The organism is Aeromonas sp. 600724, assembly GCF_049175135.1.
GTDB classification, from domain to species: domain Bacteria; phylum Pseudomonadota; class Gammaproteobacteria; order Enterobacterales; family Aeromonadaceae; genus Aeromonas; species Aeromonas veronii_A.
This window is the reverse complement of record NZ_JAAKUM010000002.1, coordinates 230368-249131: the sequence shown is the minus strand read 5'-3', so window position 1 is coordinate 249131 and position 18764 is coordinate 230368. Positions and strand designations below refer to the sequence as shown.

Sequence of the window (18764 nt, the reverse complement as noted above, 5' to 3'; positions counted from 1 at the left end):
CTCGAGCAGTATGGGAAAATGGATGTTGGCGTTTTCTATCATTTCTCTCCCAGACCCTGGTCATTAAACGATGCGCTTCTGCTTCGCCACAGCGCTGTTGTATGGCAGAGGTTTATCCGCCCCCTCCACACTCCCCTCATGCTGCCCTGGCATGTTTCCACCTCGATTTGTCGTGAGCCTCCCCCGCCGGTTGTGTTTCGTTGCGCACTGGCAAAATCCGGATCTGTTTGCTGCTGCACATGGGTGGGCGGCGAGCCGTGAAAGCCGGCATGACCCCAGCGGGTCAGATGTGCACCGCCATCGGTAACGGCGGATGTTCAGGGATGAATGGCAAGCAAAGCGAGGTTGCAATGAACTATCAACTGCTGTGGAAAAGTGCAATTTTTTCAGTCTCTTCCATGATGGCGATAAGCGCTGTTCAGGCTGCGCCACTGAACGTGATGACCGAGGATTACCCTCCGTTCAACATGCAGGGGGAGGGGGGCAAGATTGTCGGGCTATCGACCGAGGTGGTCGAAGAGCTGCTCAAGCGTGCCGGCGTCGAATACAAGCTGACCCTGATGCCCTGGAAGCGGGCGTATGAAGATACCCTCAGCACTCCCAACACCGCACTCTACTCCACGACTCGTACCCCGGAGCGTGAGGCGCTGTTCAAATGGGTGGGGCCGCTGGTCAATAACAACTGGGTGTTCTTCTCCAGCTCGACGGCCAATATCACAGTCTCTTCACTGGAAGAGGCCAAGCAGTATTCGGTGGGGGGCTACAACGGTGATGCGGCAGCCGAGTATCTCAAGGCACAGGGATTTGCCAAGTTGCAGCTGGCAGCCAATGACACCGCCAACGTGAAAAAACTGGAGGCCGGTCGTATCGATCTCTGGGCAACCGGCCAGTATCTGGCGCCCTATCTGGCCAGCAAGGAGAAGGTGGCCTCACCCAAGCCGGTCTTCGTGTTCAAGGAAACCCAGATGAGTTTGGCGTTTAACAAGGATACGCCCGATGAACTCATCAACAAGCTCAACGAGGTTCTGGCAGCCATGAAAGCCGACGGCACCATCGAGAAAATCAACGCCAAGTACCAGTAAGTTGTACTGTTCCTGCTGCCGTTAATACCGGGAGGAAGTCATGGATTGGAAAAGTCTGAAGTTCAGGATTGCCGTACTGACTTCCCTCTCGGTGAGTCTGCTATTGGTACTGTTTGGTGGTTATAACTACAGCTCGGTGAGGGAAGAGAGCTACAGCAAACAGGCTCAGCTGGTCGAGCAGGCGATCAAGCGACTGCAGCTCTCCTTGCCTGGCCCTTTGTGGAATTATGAGTCGGCCTTTATCGAGGCATCGCTCAAATCCGAGCTGGCGGCCGATATGCTCAGCACACTGCTGGTGGTCAACAAGGAGAAGCTGGTGGCCGGGTTTGCCCGCGATGCAGCGGGCACTATTTCCCCTGTAGCGGCCATACCCGCCGATACGGCGGCCTATGGGGGGTATGATCTGGTCTACGACGACAGCGGCCAGAAAAATACCGTGGCCAGATTGCTGGTCGAAACCAGTGATGCGGCCATTCAGGCCAACTTGCGCCAGCAGTTGATCACCACTGTCTGGCAGATCCTGGTACTTGATATCTGTATCATTGCCTTGTTGATGGTACTCATTCATCGCAATGTGCTGAGACCACTTCATCAGATGAATCTGGCGGTGTTCGATTTGGCCAGGGGAGAGGGGGATCTGACCCGGCGTCTCAAGATCCTCCGTCAGGATGAGATGGGCGCGCTGGCCACCAACATCAATCACTTTATTGCCAAGTTGCAGGAGATGGTGGCCGAAATCAACGAGCTCTCTGCTGGCGTGCTGCAGACAGCGGAACGTTGTGACACCCTTGCGGCGGATACTCGGGGCGCCAGTGATGCCCAGCAACTGGAGCTGGATCAGGTCGCGACTGCCATTACCGAGATGAGCCAGGCTGTGCAGGAGGTGGCAGGTAATGCAGTGAAGACTGCTACGGCGACCGATGAGGCCAACCTTTATGTCGAACAGGGCTACAATCTGGCCGGTCATGCCAATCAGGCGATTCACCAGCTGGTGGGAGAGGTGGAACGGGTGGCGGGGCTGATGCGCTCCCTCTCTACCGAGAGCAGCAGCATCGGCAATATTATCGAAGTGATCAATGGTATTGCCGAGCAGACCAATCTGCTGGCGCTCAATGCCGCCATCGAGGCGGCGAGGGCTGGGGATCAGGGGCGCGGTTTTGCGGTGGTGGCCGATGAAGTGCGAACCCTCTCGGGGCGCACTCGTCAGTCGACCGAAGAGATCAGTGCCAGCATCAAACGGCTGCAACAGGCGACCCAGAATGTCGGTGCCGGGATGCAGTTGAGCCAGGAGCAGGCCTCTCGTGCGGGAGCCGAAGCCGCCGATGTACAGGTATCGGTGGAGAAAATTAAAAACCAGGTCAGTCTGATCCGCGAGATGAACATGTATATTGCCCAAGCCTCGGAAGAGCAACACTCGGTAGCAGAGGCGGTGAGCCATAGCGTGAACCGGATTGCCACCCTTAATAGCGAGAGCGCGGCCAGGGTGGTGCAAGTGGCTGAAGCCAGCAGCGATTTGCGCCAGCTCTCCGGTCAGCTCGATACCCTGCTCAAGCTGTTTCGGGTCTAGAAAGCACATACGCCCTGCGGGGGATCCTCGGTGCGAGCGGTGGTCGCGATCACGCGCGCAACGGGGGTCGTGGTGTTCTCATATTCTGCCATGCAATCCCGGATCGATATTTTCCCTTTACGGGCCCATGCATGACAGTCTGGAGAGCTGTTGTCTACTCACGACACAGCTTGCACCAGGGACCGGTGAGCTCGCAGTACCCGGCCTCGTCGCCATGCTGCCAGCCAAGCCGATGATAGAAGGCCACGGCCGCCGTATTGCGGGTTGCCACCTTGAGTGATGCCGTGCGGGGATTATTTGCCAGACCATGTTCGAGCAGCGCTCGCCCAATCCCCTGACCATGCCAGTCGCTCGCAACGTACAAATGATGCACAAAGTGATCGGGTTGCCATACGGCGATAAATCCGCAGAGCGTCCCCCCTCGCTCAGCCACCCATATCTCTTCTCCCCGGGTCTGCTCGATAAAGTCATCCAGGTGAAACAGGGAGGGGTCTACCCAGTGAAAGGTTTGTCTGCGGCCTTGTAAAAACAGCTTGGCCAGCGGGGTGATATCACGTTCTTCCATGCGCCTGATCATCATGCTCTCCCAAGGGCGGTCACTGTTCCCTGTTGCACGCGGGCAAGGTTATCTGGGGCAAATGACAAGGGTGTGATTAAGGGCTGTCCAATACATTTGTCATGGGGCTATACTGCCGAAGTCCCCTGTATGGATGGCGTGAGGATTGTTGATTTATGGACAATAAACAGATTGAAGGCAACATTTTTGTTCCGGCTCATATCGATGACGTGTGGCACGCCTGGACGACAGAGAGTGGTCTGCGCAGTTTTCTGGCTCCCGAGTGTTTGATGGTAGCCGAACCGAATGGCCCCTTCGAAATCTACTTCAGGCCGGATGCTCCACTGGGTGAACGGGGCAGTGAAGGGTGCAGGGTCATGGCCGTCATGCCCTATGATTTGCTCAGCTTTAGCTGGAATTTTCCGCCCAGTCTGCCCCATATTCGTCAGCAGAAGACTCAGGTTTGTCTGCGCTTTGTGCCGGAAGGGCAGGGCACTCGCCTCTACTTCCTGCAAACCGGTTGGGCCAATGATCCTGACTGGAATCAGGGGTATGCCTACTTTAGGGAAGAGTGGCTGGAGACCAGCCTGCCACGGCTGCAGTACCGCTTTACCCACGGCCCCATCGACTGGAACAACCCGCCCGACAAGGCACAGCTGAAGGCGTTGTCCCAGTAATTTCGGGGCACAGAGATAAAAAAAACCGGCCAAAAGGCCGGTTGAAACAGTTCAGGCTTGTCAGGTGACAAACGTATCCAGCGGATGAGAGTCGCTTTCCACTCCTTGTGAAGTACAACCCTCTTGGTTACGTGCCATTACTATATGCCATCCACACTGAATCGATGCTGAACCACGGATGTTTCAGTTTCACTCCACCTTACAATCAGATGGTAATCCCCATCGACTGGCGCAGGTAAGCGCCAGCGCCGAGCAGGCCAGGCCCTTCATGGGTGATCAGGAATACCGGAATATCCTTGAGGTAGGATTTGAAACGGCCCTTGTCTTCAAAGGCAACCCGGAAACCGGAACTGGTGAAGAACTCCTGGAAGCGCGGCACTATGCCCCCTGCGATATAGACGCCGCCAAAGGTACCCATATTGAGCGCCAGGTTGCCGGCAAAGCGGCCCATCAGCACGCAGAACAGGCTCAGGGTGCGGCGGCAATCCAGACACTCGCCCGCCAGCGCACGTTCGGTAATGTCTTTGGGAGCGAACGGCTCCGGCTCACGCCCATCGGATTTCACCAGCCCGCGATAGAGATTGACCAGGCCTGGGCCGGATAAGAAACGCTCGGCCGAGACATGGCCCAGTTCGCCACGCATCACCTGCAGCACCGCATCTTCCTCTTCGGTGTTGGCGGCAAAATCCACATGACCCCCTTCGCCCGGCAGGCTCAACCACTGATCGCCCGCCTTGACCAGATGCGCAACCCCAAGGCCGGTGCCCGCTCCATAGATGGCGATGGGTTTGCCAGCTACCGGTGCGGCGCCGCCCAGCTGGATGCGATCCGATTCGGCCAATACCGGTACCGCCATCGAGACCGCGGTAAAGTCGTTGATTACTTGCAGGCGCGCCAGCCCGAGATTGCTCTGCATCTCGCTGATGGAGAACTCCCAGCTGTGGTTGGTCATGGCGACCCAGTCACCATTGATGGGGCAGGCGATGGCGATGCAGGCTTCAGCCACCTCGACCTTGTGTTCCTCCAGATAGAGGCGAACCACGGCTTCAAGGCTGGGATGGGCCAGACCTGAGTAGGTCTTTGCCTGAGAGATAGTACCGGTGGCCAGCTCACACAGGGCCAGACGCGCATTGGTACCGCCGACATCGCCGACCAGCGCATGGGTATGCTGCATAACAACTCCTTCGTTACAGGATGGGGACGACTGTGGTGTCCCGACATTATTGTTGGATTATGACGGCCCATTCTATCCGAGCTCAGGCTCACTCACCCGCCGGATCGATACAAACGTGCGCCTGCTCACAGTGTTGTTGCTTTGCAACATTTGTAAGCGGTTTCACAGTGAGGTGACGTTTTGTAACGAAAAGTACGAAATAATTAGAGATGAGTCATACTTTGTACGGCAGGCGTTAGTTGCGATAACCGCTTGTCTTGTATAGTCATCAGCTTGATTGGAAACCTGCTTAGCCGTAGATTTAGTGCAAAGACACTGAAGCTAAATTACAAAAACGTCTGGTGGTGATGATGAATACCCTTGATAAAATTACGAACAACCTGGAAAGTTTCAGTAAATCAGAACGCAAGGTTGCCGAGGTGATCCTGGCGTCTCCCCAGACCGCCATCCACTCCAGCATCGCCGCCCTGGCCAAAATGGCCGACGTCAGTGAACCGACCGTCAACCGTTTTTGCCGTCGCCTCGATACCAAAGGCTTCCCCGATTTCAAACTCCATCTGGCCCAGAGCCTGGCCAATGGCACTCCTTACGTCAATCGTCATGTGGAAGCAGAAGACGGCCCCGATACCTACACGGCCAAAATCTTCGAATCCACCATGGCTTGTCTGGATGCAGCCAAGAACAGCCTGGATATCTCGGCCATCAACCGCTGTGTCGATATCCTGACCCAGTCCAAGAAGATAAGCTTCTTTGGTCTTGGTGCCTCCTCAGCCGTTGCCCGCGATGCCCAGAACAAGTTCTTCCGCTTCAATATCCCGGTGGTGAGCTTTGACGATATCGTCATGATGCGCATGAGCTGCATCAACAGCAGCGAAGGGGACGTGGTGGTGCTGATCTCCCATACCGGCCGCACCAAGGCGCTGGTCGAGATCGCCGCGCTGGCCCGCGAGAACGACGCCACCGTCATCGGCATGACCGCCAAGGATTCGCCACTGGCGCGCGAGTGCAATCTGGTGCTCTCCATGGATGTTCCGGAGGATACCGATGTCTACATGCCGATGGCTTCCCGCATCGCGCAACTGGCGCTGGTGGATGTGCTGGCAACCGGATTTACCCTGCGCCGGGGGATGAAATTTCGTGAAAACCTGAAGAAGGTAAAAGAGGGATTGCGTGAATCCCGCTTTGAAACACCACACTCTTCCTGAATCGTCGGGGGCTTTGGCCCCCGACTGTCTATGCCACCCTCCTTGGTGTAGTCTTGATGTGGTATTGTAACTTAATAACAAAAACCACCCGGATGGTTTGCAAGCGGGTGCATCGAGCCATCGGTTTGATGGGGCAGAATCTCAAGTTATCTCAACTTCATATTGGAGTCTTTCATGCCTAGACGTACAAAGATTGTAACCACACTTGGTCCGGCCACCGACCGCGAAGGGATCCTCGAAGGGATTATCCGCGCTGGCGCCGACATGGTGCGGATGAACTTCTCTCACGGCACTCCTGAAGATCATATCCAGCGCGCCAATCAGGTGCGTGACATTGCTGCCAAGCTCGGCCGCCACGTTGCCATCATGGGTGACCTGCAAGGCCCGAAAATCCGTGTATCCACCTTCAAGGATGGCAAGATCTATCTCGCCATCGGTGACAAGTTCGTGCTGGATGCAGCCCTGGGCAAGGGTGAAGGCTGTCAGGAGCAGGTTGGTATCGACTACAAGAGCCTGCCAAATGATGTGGTGCCGGGTGACATCCTGCTGCTGGACGATGGCCGTGTACAACTGAAAGTCGAGAGCGTGGAAGGCACCCGCATCCATACCACTGTGACCGTGGCGGGCCCGCTCTCCAACAACAAGGGCATCAACAAGAAAGGGGGCGGTCTCTCCGCGCCAGCCCTGACCGAGAAAGACAAGGAAGATATCAAGACAGCCGCGCTGATGAACGTGGATTATCTGGCCGTCTCCTTCCCGCGCTGCGGTGATGATCTGCGTTACGCCCGCGAACTGGCTCGCGAAGCTGGCTCCAATGCCAAGATCGTGGCCAAGGTCGAGCGCGCCGAGACCGTCGCCACCGATGAGGCGATGGAAGATATCATCCTCGGTTCCGATGCCGTGATGGTTGCCCGTGGCGATCTGGGCGTCGAGATCGGTGACCCCGAGCTGGTTGGCGTGCAGAAGAAGCTGATCCGTCACTCCCGTCGTCTCAACCGTGTGGTGATCACCGCTACCCAGATGATGGAATCGATGATCAACGCGCCGCTACCGACTCGTGCCGAAGTGATGGACGTCGCCAACGCCGTGCTGGATGGTACCGATGCGGTGATGCTCTCTGCCGAAACAGCAGCCGGTCAGTTCCCCATCGAGACAGTGACCTCCATGGCGAGCGTCTGTGTCGGTGCCGAAAAGCACCCGAGCCTGAACGTCTCCAACCACCGCATGAGCTACACCTTCACGTCGGTGGAAGAGGCGGTTGCGATGTCCACCATGTACGCAGCCAACCACCTGGAAGGGGTCAAGGCGATCGTGGCGCTGACCGAATCGGGCACTACTCCGCTGCTGATGTCCCGTATCAGCTCCGGTCTGCCGATCTTTGCCATGTCCCCCCACAACAAGACCCTGGCCTGGGCCAACCTCTACCGTGGCGTGACCCCGGTGCTGTTCGACGGTGACGAGACCAAACCGGTCTACGAAGTGTGCCGCGACGCGCTGGCCGTGCTCAAGGAGAAGGGGCTGCTGCAAAGCGGCGATATGGTACTGCTGACCCACGGTGACAAGATGGAAACCGTCGGCAGTACCAACACCTGCAAGGTGATGATGGTCGAATAAGCCCGTCCGGTTTCACAGTGTTCAACAAGGCTGCTCCTCTCTGATGAGCAGCCTTTTTATTAACGGCTGTCGCGCTTTGGCGGGATAAACAGGACTCAATGATTGCTTAACCGGATTCCCCTTCCGATAATGCGGGAGTGATTTTCACCGGGTAGCCCGTTGTAGGGGATCGCACCGGGTAACCCAGACACTCGACAATACGGGAGTGAAAAAATGAACAAGCGTAACTGGTTGCTGGCCCTGTCACTGACGTTGGTGGTGTCACCCAGCCATGCCGACTGGGAGAAACTGAAGGCTGCCGCCGCCGATCTCGGCACCGCCGTGAGTGAGACTAGCAAGGAGGTATGGCAGGATGTCAGCGACTTCTCCAAAAAGAGCTGGGCCTCCATCTCTGCCTGGGGTGAAGAGGCGTTCAATACCGCCGGGGTCTGGACCGACAAGAGCATCGCCACTGGCAAGGAGTGGCTGAAGGTAGCCGACAAGAAGCTCGACGAAATGCTGGAGCCCAAAACCCCGCAGGAGGCGCGGGTGGCGCTCAACACCATGGCCGACACGGCACTGGTGCGCCTGTTCAATGAACAGCCTTCAGCCAAGTTGCTGTTTGACAAGGCGTATGGCTACGCAGTATTCGATTCGCGCAAGTTCTCCCTGATGCTGCATACCAATCAGGGCGCCGGGGTGGCCATCAATCGCAAGAGTGGCAAACACACCTATATGAAGATGTTTGGCGCGGGGCTGGCGGCCGGTATCGGTGGCAAGTTCTATCAGCAGGTGATCCTGTTTGAAGACAAGGCCAGATTCGATGCCTTCGTGACCCAGGGTTGGGAGGCCACTTCCGAAGTGGGCGTGGTAGCTGGCAAGGAGAGCGCCGAGCTTACCGCCAAATACAACGGCGGCATGGCCATCTACCAGATCGGCGAGAAGGGATTGCTGTTCGATGCCAACATCTCCGGCTCCAAATACTGGATCGACAAGGATTTGAGTCAGTAACCATTCAGGCGGTGAGCCCCCCGCATTGGCCCGGCTCACCGTGCGGCAGTTGCAGTCAAAGATCGCCCGCACTCATCCTGCGGGCGTGCTTGTTTGTGGTGGCGTGATGCGGGTGTTGGATGGCAAAGCGCCTTTTCCCGTGCGAATGCTGGGGACAAAAAGCCATCGCCCCCCTTGGCCGCAACCGGTATAATGCGCGACCCGAATTTTTCCAGGTGTTCAAAATGCAGCCGGTACCCAACCTTTTCTCCTATCCCCGCTATTGGGCCGAGTGCTACGGCACGGCGCCCTTCCTGCCCATGTCCCGCAAAGAGATGGACAAGCTGGGTTGGGACAGCTGCGACGTCATTCTGGTGACGGGGGATGCCTATGTGGATCACCCGAGCTTCGGCATGGCGGTCATCGGCCGCATGCTGGAGGCGCAGGGCTTTCGGGTCGGCATCATCGCCCAGCCGGACTGGTCATCTAAGGATGACTTTATGCGTCTGGGCAAACCGAACCTCTTCTTCGGGGTGACCGCGGGCAACATGGACTCCATGATCAACCGCTACACCTCCGACAAGAAGCTGCGCCACGACGACGCCTATACCCCGGGGGATGTGGGTGGCAAGCGACCGGATCGCGCCACCTTGGTCTATACCCAGCGCTGCAAGGAGGCCTTCAAGGAGGTGCCCGTCGTTATCGGCGGCATCGAGGCATCCTTACGCCGTATCGCCCACTACGACTACTGGTCCGAGACCATCCGCCGCTCCATCCTGCTCGATGCCAAGGCCGATATCCTGATCTACGGCAACGCCGAACGGCCGCTGGTGGAGGTGGCTCACCGCATCGCGGCGGGGGAGACCATCGACACCATGCAGGATATTCGCGGCACCGCCGTTATCCGCAAGGAGCCGCTGCCGGGCTGGAAAGGGGTGGATTCGAGCAAGCTCGACCAGATTGGCCGCATCGATCCCATCATGAACCCTTATATGGAAGGGGCCCCATGCTCTGACGATGCGACCGAAGCGGCCCCTGCCGCGCAGGAAGCCCAGCCTGTGCTGGTGCAGCCGCCCAAGCCCAAGCCGTGGGAAAAAACCTATGTGAAGCTGCCGGCATTCGAGCGGGTGAAAGAGGACAAGGTGCTCTACGCCCACGCCTCGCGCATTCTGCACCACGAGACCAACCCCGGCTGTGCCCGCGCGCTGGCGCAGGCCCACGGCGATCGCATCGTCTGGGTCAACCCGCCCGCCTTCCCGCTTGAAACCGAGGAGATGGACGGCGTATTCGGCCTGCCCTACCAGCGGGTGCCGCACCCCGCCTATGGCAAGGAGAAGATCCCGGCGTTCGACATGATCAAGACCTCGGTCAACATCATGCGCGGCTGCTTTGGCGGCTGCTCCTTCTGCTCCATCACCGAGCACGAAGGGCGCATTATCCAGAGCCGCTCGGAAGAGTCGATCCTGAAAGAAATCGAAGATATCCGCGACAAGGTGCCGGGCTTTACCGGCGTCATCTCTGATCTCGGCGGCCCCACCGCCAACATGTACAAGCTGCGCTGCAAGAGCCCCAAGGCCGAGCAGACCTGCCGTCGCGCATCCTGTGTCTGGCCTACCATCTGCCCGCACATGGACACCGATCACAGCCCGACCATCAACCTCTATCGCAAGGCGCGCGACCTCAAGGGGATCAAGAAGATCCTCATCGCCTCCGGCGTGCGTTACGACATCGCGGTGGAAGATCCCCGCTATATCAAGGAACTGGCCAAGTACCACGTCGGCGGCTACCTCAAGATCGCGCCAGAACACACCGAGGAGGGGCCGCTCTCCAAGATGATGAAGCCGGGTATGGGCAGCTACTACCAGTTCAAGGAGCTGTTCGACAAATACTCCAAAGAGGCGGGCAAGCAGCAGTACCTGATCCCCTACTTCATCTCCGCCCACCCGGGCACCACCGATGAAGACATGGTCAATCTGGCGCTCTGGGTCAAAGAGAACCGCTTCAAGCTCGATCAGGTGCAGAACTTCTACCCGTCGCCGCTCGCCAACGCCACCACCATGTATTACACGGAGAAAAACCCGTTAAACAAGGTGGGCCGAGAAGGGGGCGATGTCTTTGTCGCCAAGGGCGAGCGTCGTCGTCGCCTGCACAAGGCGCTGCTGCGCTACCACGACCCCGCAGGCTGGCCGATGATCCGTGAAGCCCTGCTCGCCATGGGCAAGGGCCACCTGATTGGCAGTGGCCCGGGTTGTCTGGTGCCAGCAGAAGGTCGCAACGAGCGCGCCGCCAGCGGCAAGGGGATGAAACCGGCCCTGACTCGCCACAGTAACATTGCCCATCAGCGTGGCAACGGCGCAGGCAACAAGGCTGCGGGCCAGAGCAACGGCCAGCACGCTAGCGGCAACGCCAACAAGAGCGGCAAGGGCAATGGCAAGCCGCTGGGCTCCGAGCTCAAGCTGGGGAACGGCAAGCCCGCCGGACAAGGCGCAGGTCATAGTGCTGGCAAGAGTGCTGGCAAGGGCAAACCGACCGGCAAACCCGCCCACAAGGGCAAGGCGCCGACCCGTGCCGGCTCCGCCAAACCCGCCGCTCAAGGCGGCAAGCCAGCGGCCAAAGGGAATGGTGCCAAGCGACCGGCGCGGTAATATTTGCTGATTGGAAAGCGATAGAAAATAAAAAGGCGACCAGATGGTCGCCTTTTTAAAATATGTAAATAATTTTTGATGTTATTTATATAATGAATTTTTAATATTAACTTACCGTAGTTGATAGTCTTTAAAGAATTCATTTGACTTGGCTATGCATTGATACATAACTTTTTTCCAATGGTTTGGAAATTGACTAGAATCTATCAATGGTTGAAGATTGGCCTCAATAAAAGCATTTTGCATGTATATTGGGTCTATTTGGGGGTTGATTTTTAGTATCATTTTTTTAAATGATTTTTTCTGATCAATTAATTCACTAAGATGTTTACCCGCTTCCAATTGATATCTATTAGTAAGTCCCAAATTGTTAAAATGATTGATTGCTCTATACTTGTCCTCCTGTCGCCAAAATATAGGGCATTCTACATAGTAATTTAGCGCACCTTCATTCTCATCAATATAATTAGCAAAAACCCATTGTTCTTTAAAGAAAATATCTTTGTCTAAATATGGATGAATCGTTTGTTCTTCTTCCCTTTGAGCATATTTTTGTCCTTTTTCCCCCATGTTACAATCGCGGCATGAAGGGACTAAATTGAGAGGCATAACTGAAAATTCAGGAAAATGAGCCTTTGGTAGGAAGTGATCTAGATTTCTAGTATATCCAATATCACCACAAAATGGACATCTTTCACCAGATGAGACAAGTAGCTCATCATAGTATATTCTAGCAGGCTTATTTTTATTTCTTAAGTTGTTTTCATAAAGATTAATTAATTTTGACTTTGTCAAATGCCCAACAACGAGAGTAGTATCAGTTAGCGGCTCTATTTTAGGATATTTAAAAAGTACTCCATTCCCCCCCAGTTCTCGGTAGATATTTTCTCGAGCTATAAAAATAGGGAGTTGGTTTTTAAAATCTGACTGTACATTGACTTGCTCCATGCCTTCGGCACACTTAAGCAGCATATCTTGAAACGAAATTTCATGAGGGACTATTTTTTTCATTTATTTTTGTTAGCCTCCCTATTCAATACCATTGCTTTTAAAACAGTTCGTCCTTCCAAGCCAATCTGGTTATTATACTTAGTTAGGATATCCTCGTATGACATTCCTGTGTCGACAGATTTTGCTAATAAAAAATGGTATCCAGAATTAATTATTTCTAGGGAGAAAACTTCACGTGTTAAAACCCCTAAGTTCTCGCCAAACGTTTCAATATCTGGGCGTTCAACACTTATAGCTTCTCTAGAGCGTATAACCTTCCAAACATTAGACTTGGGTACTTCTTGCAAGACAACTGGTGAGTGTGTAGCTATTATCGCGACTCCATTTGTTGTATATAAAAGGTCGCTTAATGTTCTTAAAAATGCTGATAGTAGTGGGGGGTGTAGGTGCCCTTCTGGTTCATCAAGTAACACCAGAGATTTTTCACCGACAGTGTCAATGAGTCTAGTTATAGTAAATAATACAATTGCATGACCAGAACTCATTCTGGACAAATAGCGATATATATTATTATAAAACAAATCCCTAAAGTCATTACTATCGACTTGGAGATTGACATGCATTTGTTTAAGTTCTAAATATTTATCACATAGAACACTCAACCCCATATTGGAAAAGTTTTGGTCGCTACTTAGTTTGTTAATAGAGTTGATCCAAATGTCTTTTTTCTTTTCAGCGCTCAAGCAGCCGATCAATGCCGTAACAAACTCTAAACGAAGATCATCAAGTGTGTTTAGCTGTTGATTGTTTTCTTTATTTTTTAAACCTATATAAAAATATCTGGTTCCTTTAGCTGGGTCTGGTTGTTCTTTTGGTGGTGTAAAAGGGTCAAAAGCACTAAAGGAGACAGAAACAAGAGATCTAAAATATCCATTTGGTATTTTGGGTTCAGTAAATAGACCTTTTTTTTCAGTAAAGTAAAGAGTGTTATTAGTGGGGTCAGTTATAGCCTCAATCATGCCATTTAATATGGTTGTTTTACCACAGCCATTACGGCCAATTAATGCGTGAATATTTGTGCTCGGAATGGCATCAACTTTAACTGTGAAAGTTATTCGCAAATCACATAGCCCATTAACGCCACTACGAATAAAGTTAAAGTGAAAATCCGATAATGCTACTAATCCTTTCAAAACTCTGGCAAATTGACCGTGAATATCGGAAAGGGACACACCACGTAATAAAGATATGTTTAATACTCGCTCATTTTCAAGTTCAGGTAATCTTCCTGGTAGAAATACAATGTCCTGTAAAGAGCTCAAAATATTATCTTTAATAGTCGTATCTAATCGACCTAAATTCTCATAAAAATCCAGATCAACTCCAAGCGAAAAATATTCATCTGTGAGGCTAGAAAAATTTCTTTCTAGTGTGGAGTGTGTGCTAATTTGTTCTGTCTGACCTTTGAATGCAATTTTAATATTCCCAATGTCATGCTCGGCCCCTGTTTGATCAAACACAGTTAGATAAAACATAGTGACAAAGGAATAATCATTCCAATAATCAATCCGAAGATAGGCGGTATTAAAAACAGGTGTTGGCTTGTGCTGACCACGATCAATAACAATGAAATTTAAACTCATAATTCACCATAGAATACGGAGAAATCTGGGACACCCACCTTTGTGAGCAATGAGCAATGAGCAATGCTACCGCCCATGGATTACAGCTTCCAATATGCTCCCTTCACCCGCGCTGGCAGCAACCCATCGCAGGTCAGCAGGTTCTGAATGACCATGGTAAGCCAAACGAAACTGTGTAGGCGAGCCTTAAAGTGACTTAACTATCAGAAATTAATCATTTTTTGAGATTGATCAGCAAATGGAGCCGGAAGGCAGCTTTATAGCCATATCCCGCTTTGGCAGGCAGGCAGGGAAGGGGAGTGAATTGGGGCGACCTGCTGGTCGCCCCTGGTGATTGCCATATCCGGCGTGCGAAGGGTTAGCCGTTATAGCCGTAGCAGCGCTTGAGCTCCTCGAAGTCGTAGTAGTGGCTGCCGCTTTGGTAGGGCTGGCAGCCGGTTTTAAAGGCGATCTCCTTTTCGTTGTAGAGCATCTTGACCAGCACCTGCCGCTGCCCGTTCTGGTAGATATCCCACTGAATATTGGCGGTATAGGGGGAGACCCAGCCGCCGCGCCACTCGTTGTTCTGCTGGCTGAACAGCTGATCCGGGCTGGCCCCCTGACGGCTCCCTTCCAGCTTCATCAGGGCGGCGAGGGGGATAATGGCTTCGGCGTGGGCAAAGCGCAGGGTGGCCCGTCGGCTCTGCTCACCCTCCACGACCTGACGTTGCACCTCGCCAAACAGGCCGTCGAGCAGCGGCTGGGCAATGGCGTAGGGGGCGCTCTGGTTGGCAAAGCTCGGCCCCTTCTCGTAGAAATCTTCCGCATCAGAGAGGTAGGAGAACCAGGCAGACTCCTCCGGGGTGAGGAACTGCTCCAGCGCCCAGGGTTCGCTGCCCTGTGCCTGTGCTTCGCGGATCATGCCGGGGCCGATGATAAAGAGGTTGTAGAGCATCAGGGCGGCATCCACCTCGTCGCGCACATAGGTCATGCCGCCATCCTCCGGGTTGACGGCGACAAACTCGACGCCGCCCGCCAGATAGTCGACAAAGCCCTTGCTGTAGATACGCTCCAGCATGCTGCGGGCCATCTCTTTGGTCTTGCTCAGGTTTTTAAGCTGATCCAGCGCCCTGGCCAGCTCGGGGGCCGGGGCGACTCCTGCATCTTCGTCACCGATAAAGCGCTGGTAGCTCTCATAGGCGGGCAGGTAGCGGGCGTAATCCCCCTCGGGCGTGGTCTTGTGGAAGTAGAGCTCGAACTTGTTGACCAGCTTTTTGTCGATCTTCGAGGGGTCATCCTGCGTGAGGTAGCACTGCGCCGAGTCGCTGACATAGCTCACGTTGCGTTTGAGGCTCTCCATAAAGTAGAAGGCGCTTTCGTTGGCCCTGTCCTTGCCCGAGGTGACCACCTTGATGCAGTGGGGCTCGCTGCTGTTGAGCAGGGTCGGCAGCCGCGCCGCCAGCCGGGTGGCGAGATTGGCGTGCTCCTCCTTGCCCAGCGCCGAGAGCAGGCCGTAACCCAGTTTCTGGTTGGCGGCCGTCACCAGATCGACCTTGCCTCCCAGCCCCTGCCCGAGAGTGGTGAGCGCCCCCTGACGCTGCGCCTCTTCCCATACCAGCTTGGTCAGCACGTCATATTTCGGGCTGGAGAGGGAGCGCGAGCCATGGCGCGCCACCATCTCGGTAAAGACCGGGCTGAACCCCTGAGGCGCTGGCTCGTAGCTCTCCGCCTGCTGCTGCGGGCTGTAGACCGCTTTGGTGCTGTATTGGTAGGCGGTTTTGCCCTGGCTGTCGGCAGACGATTCGTTCTCTGACTGGCAGCCGCCAAGCAAGACCAGCGAGACGGCCAAAGCCACATAAGAAGAGCGCGGGAAAGTCATGATGTTCCTTATCTATCCATATGAAAAATAAGTGAAAAACTCTATGGCTTGAAAATGACCGCGGGATGTCAGCCAGATGACAGGCTGATGACTTCTGATAAAGCAGTAAGCAAAGGGAGAGAATCTCTTTTTCGGAACCCCCACCCTGTTGATGCAAAAAGCCCCGAGAGCTGGCGCTTTCGGGGAAGAGGAAAAACATCGACAAGGCATTACAAAGGCATTCGGTTCACACCTGAACCGTATCAGGCATCGACATAGAGCACTTCATTTTTTCGGGACACCCACCTTTTTGACAGTGGCGTAGGGCTGTTCTTGACTTAAGAGGTCACCGTTGAGGGATGTGCCATGACCATTGCCCGTTCACGTCAAATCAGCTTGCAGGATACGCCTTACTACCATGTGGTCAGCCGCTGTGTGCGGCGAGCCTTTCTGTGTGGTGACGATGCCCATTCTGGCCAGAGTTATGAGCATCGGCGTCAGTGGGTGGTCGACAAGTTGGGGCAACTATCGCGGCTGTTTGCAATTGGCATTTGTGCTTATGCGGTGATGAGCAATCATTATCATCTGGTGCTCAAGGTGGAGCCCGATACCGCAGCCAACTGGAGTGAGCGGGAGGTGGCTGAGCGCTGGGCGGCGCTATTCCAGTGGCCGCATTTGGTCAGGCGCTGGTATCAGGGGGAGATGTTGATCGAGCCTGAGCTGGCTGTCGTGCAGCAATTGCTGGCCCAATGGCGGGAGCGGCTTCACTCCATAAGTTGGTTTATTCGGCTACTCAATGAAAATCTGGCCCGTCAGGCCAATCAGGAAGATGGTTGCAAGGGCCATTTCTGGGAGGGGCGCTTCAAGAGTCAGGCTTTGCTCACCGAATCCGCCTTGTTGGCCTGTATGGCGTATGTTGACCTCAATCCGATACGAGCTGCGTTGACCGATCGGCCAGAGCAGAGTGAATACACCAGTATCAAACAGCGCCTTGACGCGCCTGCTACTACTGAGGTTTTGCCACCACTTTTGCTGCCGTTTGCCCGCCAGGGTAAGCCTGAAGAGCTGCCTTATGCCTTCAGCGACTACCTGATGCTGGTTGATTGGACTGGTCGTGCTATTCGGCCCGACAAGCTGGGTCATATTCCGGCCCAATTTGGACCCATTCTGGAACGATTGGGACTCGATGCTGTTCGCTGGTTGAAGCAGGTGACGCTGTTCAGGCGACAAGGGATCAGAGTGGTGGGAGACAGAGATCAATGTCAGCAGTTTGCCCGCCACTGTGGCCAGCGACGATGCCATCAACCAAGGCTGTGATAGATTTGCATCCACCCTGCTGATAGCTCCGGGTATTGCACATAGTCCAATAAATGGCTGTGCAGGGGCTGTTGCTTTCTAAACCTGGCAATCTCTCCCACCAGCCAACTTTTGCAGGCATCAGTTCGGATACCTCCTCTTATTGGGCCTGCAAGTAGCCTAGTAGTGGCTTGCTCCAAAGATGGGTGTCCCAATTTCTCCCGCTCCAAAAGGTGGGTGTCCCAATTTGATTCCTTCCGTCGGCCATCGCCGCCCTCGGCGATTTTCGCAACGTGGAACTGACCGGAACGCCGCAGCAGTTCGAGGTGGTGGTTGGCAGACATCGCAAAAGCCAGGGCAATCTCGCTATCGAGTGGCTGGCCGAGGTGATCAAGTCGGTCAGCGATCTTGCCATGCCCGGATAACGCCGCCGTTTGCACAGAGCGGCCGCCACCAGCCAGTGCGCTAACGGCAGGCTGGATCTGCGGGACAAATCCTGCGATGGTGCGGGCAGTTATCCGCTTGTCCGTTATCGAGTGAAAAGGAGTTGAGATGCGCATTGCCATGATTGGTCTGGGGGATATCGCCCAGAAAGCCTATCTGCCGCTGCTGGCGAGCGACGAGCGGGTCACCCCGCTGCTCTGCACCCGCAATCCGGCAGTGCTGGAAAAGCTGGCCCGCCAGTATCGGGTCGCCGAGTGCTTTACCGATGTGGCGGCCATGCTGGCCAGTCGCCCCGACGCCGTGATGATCCACGCCGCTACCGCCGTTCACCGCGAGCTGGTCGAGCAGTGCCTGCGGGCAGGGATCCCTACCTTTGTCGATAAGCCCCTGTGCGACAATCTGGCCGAGGCCGAGGGACTGGCCAACCTCGCCATTGCGCAAGATTGCGCCCTCTTTACCGGCTTTAACCGCCGCTATCTGCCCGCCATGGATGCTGCCCGTGCCCAGCCGCTCACCGAGCTTAACTGGCAAAAACACCGCTTCGCTCTGCCGGGCAAGGCGCGGGATTTCCTGTTCGACGACTTTATCCATGTGCTCGACAGCCTCTGCTTCTATGGCGGCGTGCCGGGCGGCGACTTTCATGCGGTATTGCGACCTGATACGAAGGACAACAGCTTGCTGGCTGGGGTAAGCGTCAGCTGGCAGAGCGGCGATCGTGCCATCAGCGGCAGCATGAACCGCAGCGCCGGGATCACCGAGGAGCGCATCGATGCCTACGGCGACAACCTCTCCCTGCACCTTGAGAACTGCACTCGCGGCATCATCGCCCGCGATAAGCAGGCCGAGATGCTTAGCCCCAACGACTGGCAGCCGGTGCTGGCCCAGCGCGGCTTTGCCGCCATGCTGGCGCACTGGTATCAGCAGGTTGAAATCGGCAAGGCGGATAGCGAGCTGATCGCCTCCTACCTGCACGGTCACCGGCTGGCGGAGCAGCTGGTCGTGCTGGCTGACAAGCGGGGATAAGGCTGGCTGGAAGTGCGCGTGGCATGAATGCGCGGTGCGTGAGAAAGACGCATGAAAAACAACGGGGGCCGCAGTTGCGGC

14 protein-coding genes and 1 pseudogene are annotated in these 18764 nt (G+C 55.0%); 10 read left to right on the top strand and 5 right to left on the bottom strand.

Going from position 1 to position 18764, the window contains the following annotated elements; all coding sequences use genetic code 11:
- Positions 1–350: 350 nt before the first annotated feature.
- Positions 351–1082 carry a substrate-binding periplasmic protein gene (locus G5168_RS03315; RefSeq protein ID WP_227342193.1) on the top strand — a complete coding sequence of 244 codons (732 nt, stop codon included), beginning with the start codon at positions 351–353 and terminating at the stop codon, positions 1080–1082.
- Positions 1083–1122: 40 nt separating this feature from the next.
- Entirely contained in the window at positions 1123–2649 is a 1527-nt protein-coding gene (locus G5168_RS03310) for a methyl-accepting chemotaxis protein (protein WP_421203055.1), read from the top strand.
- Positions 2650–2803: 154 nt separating this feature from the next.
- On the opposite strand, the gene G5168_RS03305 is transcribed toward G5168_RS03310, so the two are convergent.
- Positions 2804–3226, bottom strand: coding sequence for a GNAT family N-acetyltransferase (locus tag G5168_RS03305; protein WP_216954319.1), 423 nt, complete (start codon positions 3224–3226; stop codon positions 2804–2806).
- 155 nt (positions 3227–3381) lie between these two features.
- Between G5168_RS03305 and G5168_RS03300 the strand changes: the two genes are divergently transcribed.
- A complete protein-coding gene (locus tag G5168_RS03300; protein WP_216953138.1) occupies positions 3382–3882 on the top strand; it encodes an SRPBCC family protein in 501 nt (166 codons plus the stop codon).
- Between the two features lie 205 nt (positions 3883–4087).
- Here the strand turns inward: G5168_RS03300 and glk are convergent.
- Positions 4088–5059, bottom strand: a pseudogene (gene glk / locus G5168_RS03295) (glucokinase); the annotation flags it as partial.
- A gap of 344 nt (positions 5060–5403) precedes the next feature.
- Here glk and G5168_RS03290 point away from each other — a divergent pair.
- From G5168_RS03290 to G5168_RS03275, 4 genes are all read left to right on the top strand, one after another.
- On the top strand, positions 5404–6261 hold the full coding sequence (locus G5168_RS03290; protein WP_005347620.1) for a MurR/RpiR family transcriptional regulator: 858 nt from the start codon (positions 5404–5406) through the stop codon (positions 6259–6261).
- Between the two features lie 174 nt (positions 6262–6435).
- Positions 6436–7875 carry a pyruvate kinase gene (gene pyk / locus G5168_RS03285; RefSeq protein WP_216978295.1) on the top strand — a complete coding sequence of 480 codons (1440 nt, stop codon included), beginning with the start codon at positions 6436–6438 and terminating at the stop codon, positions 7873–7875.
- A 213-nt stretch (positions 7876–8088) separates the two neighbouring features.
- Positions 8089–8865 (top strand): beta cell expansion factor BefA, encoded by a 777-nt coding sequence (befA, locus tag G5168_RS03280; RefSeq protein WP_323912847.1) that lies wholly within the window; start codon positions 8089–8091, stop codon positions 8863–8865.
- 224 nt (positions 8866–9089) lie between these two features.
- Positions 9090–11489, top strand: a complete 2400-nt coding sequence (locus G5168_RS03275; protein WP_421251837.1) for a YgiQ family radical SAM protein — start codon at positions 9090–9092, stop codon at positions 11487–11489.
- 111 nt (positions 11490–11600) lie between these two features.
- Here the strand turns inward: G5168_RS03275 and G5168_RS03270 are convergent, their stop codons facing one another.
- The 3 genes from G5168_RS03270 to G5168_RS03260 form a co-directional block, all read right to left on the bottom strand.
- Positions 11601–12500: an HNH endonuclease gene (locus G5168_RS03270; protein WP_421251836.1), complete on the bottom strand. Its 900-nt coding sequence runs from the start codon at positions 12498–12500 to the stop codon at positions 11601–11603.
- Positions 12497–14083: an AAA family ATPase gene (locus G5168_RS03265; protein WP_421251835.1), complete on the bottom strand. Its 1587-nt coding sequence runs from the start codon at positions 14081–14083 to the stop codon at positions 12497–12499. Before G5168_RS03265 ends, G5168_RS03270 begins: the two co-directional genes overlap by 4 nt.
- A gap of 358 nt (positions 14084–14441) precedes the next feature.
- Positions 14442–15941: a histidine-type phosphatase gene (locus tag G5168_RS03260; protein WP_421251834.1), complete on the bottom strand. Its 1500-nt coding sequence runs from the start codon at positions 15939–15941 to the stop codon at positions 14442–14444.
- Positions 15942–16286: 345 nt separating this feature from the next.
- On the opposite strand from G5168_RS03260, the gene G5168_RS03255 reads away from it, so the two are divergent.
- The 3 genes from G5168_RS03255 to G5168_RS03245 all read left to right on the top strand — a co-directional run bounded on the left by G5168_RS03255 (position 16287) and on the right by G5168_RS03245 (position 18683).
- Positions 16287–17237: a transposase gene (locus tag G5168_RS03255; RefSeq protein ID WP_421251833.1), complete on the top strand. Its 951-nt coding sequence runs from the start codon at positions 16287–16289 to the stop codon at positions 17235–17237.
- Between the two features lie 272 nt (positions 17238–17509).
- Positions 17510–17641 (top strand): hypothetical protein, encoded by a 132-nt coding sequence (locus G5168_RS03250; protein WP_421251832.1) that lies wholly within the window; start codon positions 17510–17512, stop codon positions 17639–17641.
- Between the two features lie 127 nt (positions 17642–17768).
- Positions 17769–18683 carry a Gfo/Idh/MocA family protein gene (locus G5168_RS03245; protein WP_421208563.1) on the top strand — a complete coding sequence of 305 codons (915 nt, stop codon included), beginning with the start codon at positions 17769–17771 and terminating at the stop codon, positions 18681–18683.
- Positions 18684–18764: the final 81 nt, after the last annotated feature.